At 73.1% G+C, this 13,815-nt stretch carries 12 protein-coding genes and 1 pseudogene; 7 read left to right on the top strand and 6 right to left on the bottom strand.

Annotated elements, in window-relative coordinates:
• Nucleotides 1-84: 84 nt before the first annotated feature.
• A complete protein-coding gene (locus OHA34_RS24985; RefSeq protein WP_285939218.1) occupies nt 85-828 on the bottom strand; it encodes an ABC transporter permease in 744 nt (247 codons plus the stop codon).
• A gap of 95 nt (nt 829-923) precedes the next feature.
• On the opposite strand from OHA34_RS24985, the gene OHA34_RS24980 reads away from it, so the two are divergent.
• The 4 genes from OHA34_RS24980 to OHA34_RS24965 all read left to right on the top strand — a co-directional run bounded on the left by OHA34_RS24980 (nt 924) and on the right by OHA34_RS24965 (nt 4,845).
• Complete coding sequence (locus tag OHA34_RS24980) at nt 924-1,769, top strand: polysaccharide deacetylase family protein (RefSeq protein ID WP_285939220.1); 846 nt, start codon at nt 924-926, stop codon at nt 1,767-1,769.
• Nucleotides 1,770-1,899: 130 nt separating this feature from the next.
• A complete protein-coding gene (locus OHA34_RS24975) occupies nt 1,900-3,213 on the top strand; it encodes a sensor histidine kinase (RefSeq protein ID WP_329519074.1) in 1,314 nt (437 codons plus the stop codon).
• A complete protein-coding gene (locus OHA34_RS24970; protein WP_285939224.1) occupies nt 3,177-3,821 on the top strand; it encodes a response regulator transcription factor in 645 nt (214 codons plus the stop codon). The genes OHA34_RS24975 and OHA34_RS24970 overlap by 37 nt, the downstream gene beginning before the upstream one ends.
• 76 nt (nt 3,822-3,897) lie before the next feature.
• Nucleotides 3,898-4,845 (top strand): hypothetical protein, encoded by a 948-nt coding sequence (locus tag OHA34_RS24965; RefSeq protein ID WP_329519073.1) that lies wholly within the window; start codon nt 3,898-3,900, stop codon nt 4,843-4,845.
• A gap of 29 nt (nt 4,846-4,874) precedes the next feature.
• Here OHA34_RS24965 and OHA34_RS24960 read toward each other — a convergent pair whose 3' ends face one another.
• Complete coding sequence (locus OHA34_RS24960) at nt 4,875-5,657, bottom strand: enoyl-CoA hydratase/isomerase family protein (RefSeq protein ID WP_329519072.1); 783 nt, start codon at nt 5,655-5,657, stop codon at nt 4,875-4,877.
• A gap of 193 nt (nt 5,658-5,850) precedes the next feature.
• On the opposite strand from OHA34_RS24960, the gene OHA34_RS24955 reads away from it, so the two are divergent.
• The gene (locus OHA34_RS24955; protein WP_329519071.1) at nt 5,851-6,585 is read left to right on the top strand and encodes a PEP/pyruvate-binding domain-containing protein; all 735 of its coding nucleotides are present in this window, start codon (nt 5,851-5,853) and stop codon (nt 6,583-6,585) included.
• 214 nt (nt 6,586-6,799) lie between these two features.
• Here the strand turns inward: OHA34_RS24955 and OHA34_RS24950 are convergent, their stop codons facing one another.
• Nucleotides 6,800-7,030 carry a hypothetical protein gene (locus OHA34_RS24950; RefSeq protein ID WP_285939231.1) on the bottom strand — a complete coding sequence of 77 codons (231 nt, stop codon included), beginning with the start codon at nt 7,028-7,030 and terminating at the stop codon, nt 6,800-6,802.
• Between the two features lie 428 nt (nt 7,031-7,458).
• On the opposite strand from OHA34_RS24950, the pseudogene rho reads away from it, so the two are divergent.
• Nucleotides 7,459-8,616, top strand: a pseudogene (rho, locus tag OHA34_RS24945) (transcription termination factor Rho); the annotation flags it as partial.
• Between the two features lie 4 nt (nt 8,617-8,620).
• On the opposite strand, the gene OHA34_RS24940 reads toward rho, so the two are convergent.
• Nucleotides 8,621-10,363, bottom strand: coding sequence for a serine/threonine-protein kinase (locus tag OHA34_RS24940; protein WP_285939233.1), 1,743 nt, complete (start codon nt 10,361-10,363; stop codon nt 8,621-8,623).
• Nucleotides 10,364-10,465: 102 nt separating this feature from the next.
• Nucleotides 10,466-12,046, bottom strand: a complete 1,581-nt coding sequence (locus OHA34_RS24935) for an acyl-CoA synthetase (RefSeq protein WP_329519070.1) — start codon at nt 12,044-12,046, stop codon at nt 10,466-10,468.
• A gap of 224 nt (nt 12,047-12,270) precedes the next feature.
• Between OHA34_RS24935 and sigE the strand changes: the two genes are divergently transcribed.
• The gene (gene sigE, locus OHA34_RS24930; RefSeq protein WP_285940079.1) at nt 12,271-12,801 is read left to right on the top strand and encodes an RNA polymerase sigma factor SigE; all 531 of its coding nucleotides are present in this window, start codon (nt 12,271-12,273) and stop codon (nt 12,799-12,801) included.
• 54 nt (nt 12,802-12,855) lie between these two features.
• On the opposite strand, the gene OHA34_RS24925 is transcribed toward sigE, so the two are convergent.
• Entirely contained in the window at nt 12,856-13,689 is an 834-nt protein-coding gene (locus tag OHA34_RS24925) for a phosphoribosylaminoimidazolesuccinocarboxamide synthase (RefSeq protein ID WP_285939235.1), read from the bottom strand.
• Nucleotides 13,690-13,815: the final 126 nt, after the last annotated feature.

Genomic DNA, 13,815 nt, shown 5'->3' with positions numbered 1-13,815 from the left:
CGGTCCCGTCCGCCGCGCGCGCAGGGCGGTCGCCGCGCGGCACCTGCCTTGCGCGGCGCCCGCCGGCGCGCGCCGGCGCGCGGGTCAGCGGTGCGCGACGCCGCCGAGACGGCCGGTCGCTGCGAGTTCGAGGGTGATCAGGACGGCGGCCGACTCGATCGCCAGCAGCCCGATGAGCACCAGGAGCTGGGTCGCGCCGGCCTGGACCGGGTCGGCGCCGCCCAGCAGCACGCCGACGAACGCGCCGGGCAGCGTGACCAGCCCGACGGTGCGGGTCTGGTCGAGCACGGGGACGAGCGCGAGCGCGACGGCCGGACGGCACACCTCCAGCGCGGCGTCCCGGGGCATCAGGCCGAGCGCGAGACCGCCCTCGTACTCGCCGCGCCGCGTCCGCAACTCGTCCAGCGCGCGGCGCCCGGCCAGCGCGGTCGCGGTCATCGCGCCGCCGATCAGGATGCCCGCGATCGGCAGCACCGCGACCGGGCGCAGCGGGACGAGCGTCGAGCCGAGCAGCAGCGCCAGTACCGGCACGACCCCCGCGACGATCGGCAGCGCCGTCCACCAGGGCGGGGCCGACACGCGGCGGCCCGCGGTGAGGGCGGCGACCCCCACCATCCCGGCGATGAACGCGGCCGTCCAGCCGGCGCTGCCGAGCACCGCCGTGATGAGCAGCGAGACCACCGTGAGCTGCGCGGTCGCGCGCGCCGCGGCGACCACGACCTCGCGGGCCAGGCCGAGCCCGCCGAGCCGCGCCAGCAGCGCCGCGACCGCGGTGAGGGCGAGCAGGACCAGCCCGAGCAGCGGTCCGACCGCAGGTGCCGCGCTCATCGCCCGCCCCCGTTTCTCATCCGCCGTCCCGGTTGAGCCGATTGTGATCCGAATGCTGGCCCATACCTCCCGGAAACCCCGATAGCGTAGGGGTTGTGGCGGAAAGTGAGTCGAAGGAAGCGTCCCGTCGCAAGGCCCTCTGGCTGATGGGCGCGGCGGCCGTCGGGCTGGCGGCCCTGGGTGCGGACGGAGTGCGGCCGGGGTCGCGCCACCGGGCCGCGGCGTCCCCCGCGACGACCGCCAGACCGCGCGCGATCCTCCATCCGTCGCCGAGCCCGACGCCGACCCCCACGCCGACGCCGCGTCCCGCAGCGTGGACGCCGGCCAAGCTGACGGCCACCAAGACCCCGGTGCGCAACCTCTCCGAGCTCACCCCGCCGCCCCCGCCGCAGACGATCGCGCTGACGATCGACGACGGGCCGCAGCCGACCTGGACGCCGCGAGTGCTCGACCTGCTGGCCGAGCACGAAGTGCACGCGACGTTCTTCATCATCGGCGAGCAGGTCAAGGAGCTCCCCAAGCTGACCCGGCGGATCGCCGACGCCGGTCACCAGGTGTGCAACCACACCATGACCCATCCCATCACCATCGCCGGGATGTCGCGCAAGCGGGTGCGCAAGGAGATCGTCGAGTCGCACGACCTCATCGCCGACATCACCGGCGTGGTGCCGCAGTTCTTCCGCTCACCGGGCGGTGCGTGGTCCAAGACCGTGCTGGAGCTGACCGCCGAGCACGGCATGCTGCCGATCGACTGGGCGGTCGACCCGCGCGACTGGTCCCGGCCGGGCGTCGGCCACATCCGGCGGACGCTGCTCGGCAGCGAGGCGGGCAACATCATGCTCTGCCACGACGGCGGCGGCGACCGGTCGCAGACGCTCAAGGCGCTGGGCACCGTCATCCCGAAGCTGAAGAAGCGCGGGCTGTCCTTCGTCGCCCTTTAGCCGCCGTCCGCTTACAGAGGGCCCGGGGTGGACTCAGGTACACCCCATGTCCGGGTTCCGGGCACACTGTGGTCACGGGGGACTCGCCGGAGACTGGTACCCGATACAGCGGCGAGGTACGGAGGACGACGTGAGCACAGAACTGGCAGAGGAGACCCGGCTCGACAGCCATGTCCGGGCTCCCTGGCGCGGGGCCCGGCTGTGGCTGCTCTCGTGGCCGGCGATGCTCCTGTCCTGTGCGCTGCTCTCCGCCCTTTCCATGATCGGCCTGGGCGTCGGCATCCTGCTGGTGCCGCCGATCCTGATCGCGATGCGCGGGCTGCTGGACGTCTACCGCGACTGGATCGGCCGGTGGACCGGCCAGCGGATCGAGCGCCCGTACCTGCCCGGGCCCGAGTTCGAGCCGGGCCTGAACGGGCACGTCAAGCGGTGCATGGCACTGCTCTCGGACCCCGCGTCCTGGCGCGACCTGATGTGGGTGTTCGCCGACCCGGTCGTGTCGGTGTTCACCGCGCTGCTGCCCGCCTTCCTCGTCCTGTACGGGGTGTGGGGACTGCTCCTCGGCGGCTTCGCCGGCGACCTGATCACCTCGTACGGCGGCAACGTCTGGTACGGCTGGATCCACGTGACCAAGGGGTACGGCGCCGACACCGGCACCCGGGTGGAGACGGCGCTCCTCGGCGTGGCGTTCATCGCGCTGGGCCACCTGACCGGGCCGAAGCTGCTGGCCGTCTACGGCCGGTGGGGGCGGCTGCTGCTCGGCCCGACCGAGCGGTCCCGCCTCGCGCTGCGCGTCCAGCACCTCACCGAGACCCGCACCGACGCGGTCGACACCTCCGCCGCCGAGCTGCGCCGGATCGAGCGCGACCTGCACGACGGCGCGCAGGCCCGGCTGGTCGCGATGGGGATGAGCCTCGGCGCGATCGAGCACCTGCTGGACCGCGACCCCGAGAAGGCCCGGCTGCTGCTCGCCCAGACCCGCGAGTCGTCCGCCAAGGCCCTGCACGAGCTGCGCGACCTGGTCCGCGGGATCCACCCGCCGGTGCTGGCCGACCGGGGCCTCGGCGACGCGGTGCGGGCCCTCGCGCTCGACCACCCGCTGCGGCCCGAGGTCCAGGTCGACCTGCCCGGACGTCCCGACGCGCCGGTGGAGTCGGCCGCCTACTTCGCGGTCTCGGAGATCCTCACCAACGCGGCCAAGCACTCCGGTGCGGACCGGGTCTGGATCGACATGCGGCACGACGCCGGGATGCTGCGGATCACCGTCACCGACGACGGCCGGGGCGGCGCCACGCTCGGCGGCGGGACGGGGCTGCGCGGGATCGAGCGGCGGATCGGTACATTCGACGGCGTCCTCGCCCTGACCTCGCCTCCGGGCGGCCCGACCATCGTGACGCTGGAGCTGCCGTGCGCGTTGTCCTCGCCGAAGATCTCGCACTCCTGAGGGAGGGCCTGGTCAGCCTCCTGGAGTCGCACGGGTTCGAGATCGCCGCCGCGGTCGACAACGGCCCCTCGCTGCTCAAGGCGCTGCTCGACCACCGCCCGGACGTGGCGGTGGTCGACGTGCGGCTGCCGCCCTCCTTCACCGACGAGGGCCTCCAGGCGGCGCTGGAGGCCCGCCGCCAGGTCCCCGGCCTGCCGGTGCTGGTGCTGTCGCAGTACGTGGAGCAGCTCTACGCCCGCGAGCTGCTCGCCGACGGCAGCGGCGGCATCGGCTACCTGCTGAAGGACCGGGTCTTCGACGCGACGCAGTTCGTCGACGCGATCCGCCGGGTCGCGGCGGGCGGCACCGCGATGGACCCCGAGGTGATCTCCCGGCTGCTGGCCAGCAACACCCGCGACGAGCCGTTCGGGCGGCTCACCCCGCGCGAGCTGGAGGTGCTGGAGCTGATGGCGCAGGGCCGGTCGAACGCGGCGATCGCGCAGGCGCTGGTGGTCACCGAGCGGGCCGTCACCAAGCACACGGCCAACATCTTCCTCAAGCTCGGCCTGGCCGTGGCAGGCGACGACAACCGCCGGGTACTGGCGGTTCTGGCCTACCTGAACCACTGAGCGGTCCCTCCACGCTCTACCGGCCGCGCTCCGGGTGAATTATCTTGCTCGGGCGAGACGGCCCCGGGAGGGCGCGATGACCGTGATCCTGATCCTGCTCTGCCTGGCGATCGCCGGCCGGGAACTGTACCTGGCGTTCGAGCGCAAGAAGCCGGCGAGCGCGCCCGAGATCGCCGACCTCCGGACCCAGCTCGCCGCGCTGCGCGGCACCCGCGACGAGCTGGAGCGGTTCCGCGCCGCGCAGGCCAAGCGCCTCGACCGCCTGGCAGCCGACCAGGAGGAGCGGTTCGAGCTGCTGACCGGCGACCGGTCCCGCGACGACGGGGCGCTGCGCGAGACCGACGCGCGCGTCCGCTCGCTGGTCGCGCAGATCAACGAGCGGATGCTCCCCGACGTCAACGCCCGGCTGTCCAGGCAGCGGGAGATCGCCGACCGGCTCACCGCCGACGTCGGGGCGCTCCGCGCGCATCTGGTCGGACGGCTCGACCAGGCCGTCGCGGCGTCGCTCGGCGCCGACCCGCCCGATCTGGTCACCGGCGCGCTCACCGGAGGGTCGTCCCCGGCGGAGGAGGCCGACGGGCTCACCCTCATCGGCCTGTACGAGGCGTTCGCCGAACGGTACGAGCTGCGCGTGGAGCTGACCCACCCGGTGGAGCAGGACGGGTTCTGGCTGGTCCGCTACTACCTGTCGGGTCGTAGCCCGCGCGGCCTGGAGCGCGACTTCATCGACTTGCTGGGCGGGCTGCGCACCGGACGCACCGGCGGCGGCCCCCCAGCGGACGACGCCGTACGCGACCTGCTCCAGGAGCTGCACGGCATCGACAAGGGCTGTGTCCAGCTCGGCCCCCTGCTCATCGTCCGGACGGCGGAGGCACTGCTGTGCGGAGTGCTGCCACTCGCCGAACTACTCCGGCCGGACGCCGCCGCCCTGGTCGCCGACCCCGCTTTAGCGGCGGACCGCCTGAGGTGCCTTCCGGAGGGGCGCTTCTGCGACGTGTCGGGATGGTCCGCCCTCAGGGAGTAGGCAAGGGAACGGCGGGAGTCAGGGGGTCGTCAGCCCGTCGTGGGGGCCGTCCAGGTGAAGTGCGGCTTGCGGCCCTCCAGGAAGGCGGCGATGCCCTCAGCGCCGTCGCTACTGGCGTTGAACTCGTCCAGCCATCCGCGCGCCTTCTCCTCGACCGGCTTGCCGCTGGAGACGGCGTCCACGATGTCCTTGGTGGCGCGCTGGGTGAGAAGCGACCGTGACGCCATCGTGGCGGCGAACTCCGCGACCCGCGTCCGCAGCGCGTCCGCGGGGACGACCTCGTCCAGCAGTCCGATCCGCAGGGCGTGCTCGGCGCCGATGAGGTCCGCCGAGTAGAGCAGGTACTTGGCGGCGGCCGGTCCGACCAGCCGCACCAGGCGGGCCGTGGCCGCGGCCGGGTACACGATGCCCAGTTTGGCGGGGGTGATCCCGAACCGCGCGCCCTCGGTCGCGAACCGGAGGTCGCACGCGGCGGCGAGCTGGCAGCCGCCGCCCACGCAGAACCCCTCGATCGCGGCCAGGGTCGGCTTGGGGAAGGCGGCGAGGGCCGTCTCCGCGACGGTCGACAGCGCCGTCCCGTTGCCGGTGTGGATATCGGCGAGCTCGGCGATGTCGGCGCCCGCGCAGAAGTTCCCGCCCGCCCCCGTGAGCACCACCGCGCGGACGGCGGGATCGGCGGCGAGCCCGTCCAGCAGGACGGGCAGGTCCCGCCACATGGCCGCGCTCATCGCGTTCCGCTTGGCGGGCCGGTCGATCGTGATCGTCCCGACGCCCTCCGCGACCTCGCAGCGCATCTCCGGCACCTCGGCCATCGGCGTCCCCTCCGGTTCGTCTTTTCCACCGGTCCGGGCCGTTCCCAGGCGTCCGGCACCGTCGCGCCGTAATCGTACGGAGCGTTCTACCGGGCGCCCCTGCCGGGGGGATGTGTCAAGGAGCCCGACAGGGGAATTCACCAGGCCCAAAGCTGATTCTCACTAGTGACGGCCACGGGGAACGGAGGTCGCGGTGGCACAAAGCACAGGCGTCTTCTGGACCATTCATCTGGACGCCCCCCTGGCGACCAAATCGGACCGGGTGGGTGTCAAGGCGGCCTACCTCGCGCGCGCGGGTCAGCACGACCTGCCGGTGCTCCCCGGGTTCGTGGTCCCCGTGCAGTGCGCCGCCGATAGCGCCGTCTACCGGAACACCGGTGAACTGCGAGCCGCCTGGGCCAAGCTCTCCCACAACGGGCAGCGGCCGGTGGTCGTACGGTCCTCGCCCATCGAGAAGGACGGCGCGAGGCCGCCGGGAGCCGGACGGTTCGGGCCGGTGCCGGGCGTCCGCGAGTGGCCGGGATTCCTCGGCGCCGTGAAGAGCGTGGAAGCGTCCGCGGACGGGCCCGGGACGATGGCGGTCCTCGTCCAGCCGCGGCTCGACGCCGTCACGAGCGGCGTGATGCTCGGCGCCGGGCCCCTGGACGGCCGCACCGATCGGGTCATCGTGTCGGCCGTGGAGGGCGGCCCCCAGGCCCTGGCCGGCGGAGAGGTGGGCGGCACCCGCTACGTGCTGACCCACTGGGGCCGGGCCGTCGACGCCGCCGGAGACCGGATCCACGACGAGCACAGCCTGCTGAGCCGGCACCAGCTCCGCTCGCTCGCCCGGCTCGCTTCCCGGGCCTCGCACGTGTTCGGCGGCCCTCAGGACATCGAGTTCGCCTTCGACCGGGACGAGCGGCTCTGGGTGCTCCAGATCCTCCCGTGACCGCTCTCGCGCCGGATTGATCGGAACCTGGGGCCTTCCAGAAGAGTCATAAGGGGCCAAAGGATCGTTCGGAGCACCGGGGGACGCGTGCCCTGAACGCACCATCGGGCTTCCAGGGGACACAGATGAACGACCCACGCTGGGCGACGCGCGTCGTGATCGGGGCCGGTGCGCTCGGGCTCGCCATAATGATGACCGGGTGCGAGGGCACCGCTCACGGCAAGAAACGGCCGCGCTCGCGAGCCACCTCGTCCGCGAGATCCACGACCGAGCAGCCGCTGGTCTGCACCGACCCGCCGGGGGACGTGCTCAGCGCGGGCCAGACCGGCGGAAACGGTGCCGGGGGCGGGGGCGGTGCCTCGGGGCGCGCGCCCGCCTGGAGCGACCTGACGTCGGTCAGGACCCGTACGCCCGCGTCCACCGGCCCGACCAGATCCACCGGCACCCGGACCACCAGGCCGGCGAAGCCGACGAAGACGCGGTGAGTTCCGGGAATGCGAATCGGCCCCCGATTGCTGTACTGTCAAGGAAAGCGCCATGGGATTTCCGTCAATGCCAAGTACGCGGTGACGGCGCCCTTTCCCCGTCCGGGCCATCTGAGTGCCCGGTGATTCCACCTCGAACACGGGCAGGCCCGAGTTCAGTGGCCATCGCACCTAGGGAGCAGACGTCAGCCCGGTGAACCGAGCTGCTTTCCCCTCACACCGCTCGCGTACACGCCGCGGGTTCCCCCGTCGTACGCGGGAACCGACGCCAGGCGACGCGGCGCGTTCCGTACCAGCCTGAGAAGGGACCTTCATGTCCACCAGCACCATCACCACCGAAGCCGAGCCCCCAGCAGCGGGGCGCGCCGCGATGCCGGCGCAGGCCACCCGCCGTACCGCGCAGGGACGCCGCCCGGTCCAGCACCAGCAGGCCGCCGACGAGCCGGTCGTCGGCTTCCAGGGCATCCTCGCCGTGCAGGACAAGCACGCGTTCGTCCGGACCGAGGGCTACCTGCCCGGTCCCGCCGACGTGTACGTCTCGCTCGCCCAGGTCAAGACGTTCAACCTGCGTCCCGGCGACGCCGTCGTCGGCACCGCCCGCACCCCGCGCTCGGGCCGGGAGAAGTTCAACGCGCTCGTGCACGTGGAGAGCGTCAACGGCGTCCTCCCGGCCGAGGCCGCCGGGCGCCCCGAGTTCGCCGCGCTGACCCCGCTGTTCCCCGAGGAGCGGCTGCGGCTCGACACCGGCCCGCTCGCGACCCGCGCCATCGACCTGGTGGCGCCGATCGGCAAGGGCCAGCGCGGTCTGATCGTGTCGCCGCCCAAGGTCGGCAAGACCATGGTCCTCCAGGCGCTGGCGAGCGCGATCAGCCAGAACAACCCCGACTGCCACCTGATGGTCGTCCTCATCGACGAGCGCCCCGAAGAGGTCACCGACATGCAGCGCACGGTGCGCGGCGAAGTGATCCACTCGACCTTCGACAAGCCCGCCGAGGAGCACACCGCGCTCGCCGAGCTGGCCGTGGAGCGGGCCAAGCGGCTGGTCGAGCAGGGCCACGACGTGGTCATGCTGCTCGACTCGATCACCCGGCTCGGCCGCGCCTACAACCTGGCCGCCCCGTCCAACAGCCGCATCCTGGCGGGCGGCGTGGCGACCACCGCGATCTACCCGCCCAAGAAGTTCTTCGGCGCCGCGCGCAACATCGAGAACGGCGGCTCGCTGACCATCCTCGCCACCGCGCTGGTCGAGACCGGCTCCCGGATGGACGACGTGTTCTTCGAGGAGTTCAAGGGCACCGGCAACATGGAGCTCAAGCTCGACCGCAGCCTCGCCGACCGCCGGGTGTTCCCCGCCGTCGACATCGACCAGTCCGGCACCCGCCGCGACGAGCTGCTGATGTCCCCCGAGGAGCTGGCGCTGAGCATGCGGCTCCGCCGGGTGCTCCAGGGCCTCGACAAGCAGCAGGCCGTCGAGACGCTCGTGGAGAAGATGAAGGGCACCGGGTCCAACGCCGAGTTCCTGCTGAGAATCCAGCAGACGACCTGATCCGTCAGGACGGCCGCTCCGGCCGGAACGACTTGAGGATCTTGTCGAAGAGCCGCTGGCCCGGCGTCCACGAGGATTCGGGCGCGAAGAAGAAGAACTCGTACCCGGCCGCGCGGCTGCGCAGCCCGTGCCTGCCCTCCGTGCCGCCCGCGCCGTTCGCGCCGCCCGCGCCCTGGACGCCCCGGCCGGTCACGCCGCCCGCGCCGGTCCCGGCGTCGACGGAGAAGCTCCCGCCGGAGCCCGAGGCTCCTTCGGTGCCGCGGGCGACCCCGTCGCCGCGGCCCCCGTCACCGCGGGTCCTCCCATCACCGGCCCCGCCGCCGGCGCCCTCCGCGCCGCGGATGCGGTCCGTGCCGTACGAGGCGTCGATGCCTCCCCGCGAGCGGCCGGTGCCGTCCCACGCGAACTCCCACTCGGCGGCGCCGTCGGCCAGCTCCGGCGCCGGTTCGAGCCGCAGCCGCCGGTATCCCGGGTAGAGGTCGCGCGCCGCGGCGTCGGTCTCGGCGGCGCGCAGCCCGTCCAGCGGATCACCGGGGGCCGGGCCGATGCGCAGCCCCTGCCCGCCGCCCGGCGACCGCCACTCGACCGCCGCGCCGCGCTGCTCGCGCTGCCAGCCCGCCGGGATCTCCACGGTGTAGGCGCCCGCCTCGCGGTAGGGGACGGTGCCGGTGCGCGCCTCGGGGGCCGGGAACAGCGTCACGGCCTCGCTGGTGCCGATCGAGGTCCACCGCGCCGTCCACGTCCCGAAGCCGATCACCAGCACCGCCAGCGTCGCCACGCTGATCACCGCCCCGAACCGGGGCCGGCCGCGGCGCGCGACCCGTGCCGCCGAGCGGGCCCGCAGCGGACCCCGGCGCGCCGCCCGCCGGGCCGCCCGCAGCATCTCCACCGGCAGCGTGGCCGCCGACCTGGACCGGGACCGCGCGGCGGTGCGCAGCAACCGTCCCGCCGCGTCGGCGGACGGCCGTCCGGCCGGGTCGTCGCTCAGCAGCCCGCAGATCAGCGGCGCCAGCGCCCCGGCCCGCACGGGCGCCGCGTACTCCCCCAGCAGCACCGCGAGCATCGAGGCCAGCGCGTGGCAGCGCAGGAACGGCGGCTCGCCCTCGACCGCCGCGTAGAGCGTGGCGCCGAGCGCCCACAGGTCGGACGCCTCCAGGCTCGGCCCGCCGCGCACCCGTTCGGGCGGCAGGTAGGCGGGCGAGCCCTCGATCCCGGCGACGAGCGTCTCGGCGATCTCGTCCCCGCCCCGCCCCGTGTGCACGGCGAGGCCGAAGTCGGTGAGCAGGATCCGGCCGTCGTCGCACAGCAGCACGTTGCTCGGCTTGACGTCGCGGTGCAGGATGCCGGCGTCGTGCGCGGCCCGCAGCACCGACAGGACGGCCCGTCCCACCGCGGCGGTGCGCGCCACGCTGAGCGGCCCGTCCTCGGCGACGACCTGGTGCAGCGAGCGGGCCCGCAGCAGCTCCATGACGATCCAGGGGCGGCCGTCCTCGACGACGACGTCGTACACGTCGACCACGCCGGGGTGCCGGAGCGCGGCGGTGGCGCGGGCCTCGCCGATGAGACGTCTGCACAGGGCCCCGCGCTCGCCCTGGGTGATGCCCTCCGGAAGGTGCACCTCTTTGACCGCCACGTCCCGGTCCAGCATCTCGTCGTGGGCACGCCAGACCGTGCCCATTCCGCCGCTGCCGACCACCGATATCAGGCGATACCGGCACGCAAGCGGTATCAGCCGTTCTCCCCCCATGAGGTTGTTATGTGCGCGAACCGCACCAAGCCACGCTCCTCGCCGGTCCATCATTTCTTGGCGAGTGGCGGAAGGGGGGAGAGCCGGGCCCGCGCGGGCCCGTCAGGAGGCGGCGAAGACGCCCTTGGCCCACGTGTAGTCGGACTTGCCCACGGCGGTGCGCCGCACCTCGTCGACGAGGTGGATCTGGCGCGGCAGCTTGAAGCCGGCCAGCCGGTCCCGGCAGTGCTCGGCGAGCTCCTCCAGCGTCGGCGCGGTGCCGGGCCGCGGCGCGATCACCGCGGCGACGCGCTGGCCGAACCGGTCGTCCGGCAGCCCGACGACCACCACGTCGTACACGTCGGGGTGGTCCTTCAGCGCGACCTCGACCTCCTCGGGGTAGACCTTCTCGCCGCCGGTGTTGATCACCAGGGAGCCGCGGCCGAGCAGCACGATCGCGCCGTCCTCCTCCAGCCTCGCGAAGTCGCCCGGGACCGACCAGCGGGTGCCGTCCGCACCGGTGAAGAACGTCGAGGCGGTCTTGGCCGGGTCGTTGTAGTAGCCGAGCGGGATATGCCCGCTGCGCGCCAGCCTGCCGATCCCGCCGGGCCCGACGGTCTCGAGGTCGTCGTCCAGGACGGTGACGCCCGGCTTCATCATGAACCGGGCGGTGCCCTCCTTGCCCCCGACCGACGGCCCGCACGCGCCGGTCTCGGACGCGCCGTAGTTGTCGAGGAACATCACGTTCGGCAGGTGCGCCCTCAGCTCGTCCTTGGCGCCCTCGGTCAGCGGGGCGCCGCCGGACGCGATCGCGAACAGCGAGGAGGCGTCGTGCGTCCCGTCCGCCAGCTCCCGGGCGACCGGCCGGGCCATCACGTCCCCGACCAGCATCAGCACGTTGGCCTTCTCCTCGGCCAGCAGGCGCAGGGCGCGGGCCGGGTCGAACCCGTGCCCCGTGTACAGGACGACCTTGGCGCCGCTGAACAGCCCCATGAACGCCACCCACTGCCCCGCGCCGTGCATGACCGGCGCGCAGTCGAGCACGGCCATCGCGGGCTGGCCGGCGTTGCCGGCGATCGCCTCGGGGCTGGTGATCGGGTCGCCGAGCACGTTGCCGCCGCCGAGCGCGGCGAAGAAGATGTCCTCGCAGCGCCACTCGACGCCCTTGGGGTAGCCGGTGGTGCCGCCGGTGTACATGATGTACCGGTCGTCGCCGGACCTCTCGGGGAAGTCGTTGGCGGGCGAGGCGGCGCCCAGCGCCTTCTCGTACTCCACCGCGCCCGGCACGTCGTCCGCGGCGCCGTCCTCCAGCACCACCACGTGCCGCAGCCCCGGCAGCTCGCCGCGGACCTCCTCGACCCGGGCGAGCAGCGACCGCTCGCCGATCAGCGCGACCGAGTCGGAGTCGGCGAGCACGTGCCGCAGCTCGCCCGCGACGTAGCGGTAGTTGACCGGGATCGGCACGGCGCGGATCTTGAAGACGCCGAGCATCGACTCGATCCACTCGGCCCGGTTGTAGGCCAGGATCGCCACGTGCTCGCCGGGCGCGACGCCCGCGCCGGCCAGATGGTGCCCCACCCGGCTCGCGCGTTCGTCCAGCTCACGGTAGGTTCGCCGCTCGTCCCCCGCCACCAGGGCGGGTCGCTCCGGGCCGGCCTCGGCCAGGATTTCCAGCAGATCGGCCAGGTTGTAGCTGCGCACCATGCCGCGTCCTCGCGTTCCGGGTGGGGGATCGAGAAGTCCTCCGATCATCCTCACGCCGCGGTGGGGACTCAATCCTCCATGTCACCGGGTCCCATGACATGGATCACATCTTCCCCGCCGCATCCGGCCAGCGCGCCGGTTCTTACACGGCTCTTATCCGGGTAGCGGCATGCTAGGCCGTAACGATTACGTATCAGACGGGGGTAGCGGTGAGCGCAGGCGCAATGGCGTGGACGCCTCCGACCTGGGAGGAGATCGTCAGCGAGCACTCCACCCGGGTGTTCCGGCTGGCGTACCGACTGACCGGCAACCGGCACGACGCCGAAGACCTGACCCAGGACGTCTTCATCCGGGTCTTCCGATCCCTGTCCTCCTACAGCCCCGGCACGTTCGAGGGCTGGCTGCACCGCATCACCACCAACCTGTTCCTCGACCGCGCCCGCCGCAAGCAGCGCATCCGGTTCGACGCGCTCGCCGACGACGCGGCCGAGCGGCTCCAGGGCCGCGAGCCGAGCCCGGCGCAGGCCTACGACGAGCGCCTCCTCGACGCCGACATCCAGAAGGCGCTCGACGGCCTCGCCCCCGAATACCGCGCCGCCGTCGTGCTGTGCGACATCGAGGGCCTCACCTACGAGGAGATCTCCGCCTCGCTCGGTGTCAAGCTCGGGACCGTCCGGTCCCGCATCCACCGCGGCCGGGCCCAGCTCCGCACCGCCCTCGAGCACCGCCGTCCCGCCGAGGTCCCGACCAGCTGACCCCGCACGCGCCGCGGGCCGCGGGCCGGGCTTCCCCGCGCGGTTCGCGGGGGGCTACGCGTCCCAGCGGCGGCCGGTGAGGCGCTCGTAGACCTCGACGTACCGGGCGCGGGTGGCGTCCACGATCTCGGGCGGGATCTCGGGGCCGGGAGGGGTGCGGTCCCAGTCGAGCGTGCTGCTCCAGTCGCGGACGAACTGCTTGTCGAGGGCGTGCTGGGCGCGCCCCGGGGTCCAGTCGTCCGCGGGCCAGAACCGCGAGGAGTCGGAGGTCAGGACCTCGTCGCCGAGGACCAGGGTGCCGTCCGCCGCGCGGCCGAACTCCAGCTTGGTGTCGGCGATGATGATGCCCCGCTCGGCGGCCAGCTCGGCGCCCCGCCGGTAGACGTCCAGCGTGACCTCCTTGAGGCGGGCCGCGGTATCGGCGCCGATCTCGTCCACCACGTCGTCGTAGGTGATGAACTCGTCGTGCCCCTCGGTGGCCTTCGTCGTCGGGGTGAAGATCGGTTCGGGCAGTCTGGACGCCTCCACCAGGCCGTCCGGCAGGGCGACCCCCGAGACCGTGCCCGACTTCTCGTACTCCTTGAGCCCGAGGCCCGCGAGGTAGCCGCGGGCGATCCACTCCACCGGCAGCATGGTGAGCCGCTTGCAGCGGACGGCCCGGCCCTCCCACTCGGCCGGGACGTCGGTCCCGCTGATCACGTGGTTGGGCGTCACGTCCGCGAGCTGCTCGAACCACCACAGCGAGAGCTGCGTGAGGATCTTCCCCTTGTCGGGGACCATCGTGGGCAGCACGACGTCATAGACGCTCACCCGGTCGGACGCCACCAGGATCAGATCGTCCCCGTCGGCGTACACGTCCCGGACCTTGCCGGAGTGCAGCAGTTCCATGTCGTCTCCCCTTCTCACGCCGGGACGAGGTTACTAGCACCCGGCCCACCTGCCGGACCTGCACCCCGCCGCAGAAGTTGCGCGGTTCTCGCCGCCCCCGGACGGGCCCGTCGAGCCCGCGCCCCC

It is taken from the genome of Spirillospora sp. NBC_01491 (genome assembly GCF_036227065.1).
Lineage (GTDB): Bacteria > Actinomycetota > Actinomycetes > Streptosporangiales > Streptosporangiaceae > Spirillospora > Spirillospora xylanilytica.
Note: the sequence above shows the minus strand (reverse complement) of the source record. Positions and strands in the feature narration are given on the sequence as shown.

What these genes read in the sequence shown, in the direction of transcription:
- OHA34_RS24935 (WP_329519070.1), bottom strand. Translation starts at nt 12,046, where the DNA reads ATGGTGCGCAGCTACAACCTGGCCGATCTGCTGGAAATCCTGGCCGAG.
- OHA34_RS24960 (WP_329519072.1), bottom strand. Translation starts at nt 5,657, where the DNA reads ATGGCCGAGGTGCCGGAGATGCGCTGCGAGGTCGCGGAGGGCGTCGGG.
- OHA34_RS24925 (WP_285939235.1), bottom strand. Translation starts at nt 13,689, where the DNA reads ATGGAACTGCTGCACTCCGGCAAGGTCCGGGACGTGTACGCCGACGGG.
- OHA34_RS24985 (WP_285939218.1), bottom strand. Translation starts at nt 828, where the DNA reads ATGAGCGCGGCACCTGCGGTCGGACCGCTGCTCGGGCTGGTCCTGCTC.
- OHA34_RS24965 (WP_329519073.1), top strand. Translation starts at nt 3,898, where the DNA reads ATGACCGTGATCCTGATCCTGCTCTGCCTGGCGATCGCCGGCCGGGAA.
- OHA34_RS24940 (WP_285939233.1), bottom strand. Translation starts at nt 10,363, where the DNA reads ATGGGGGGAGAACGGCTGATACCGCTTGCGTGCCGGTATCGCCTGATA.
- sigE (WP_285940079.1), top strand. Translation starts at nt 12,271, where the DNA reads ATGGCGTGGACGCCTCCGACCTGGGAGGAGATCGTCAGCGAGCACTCC.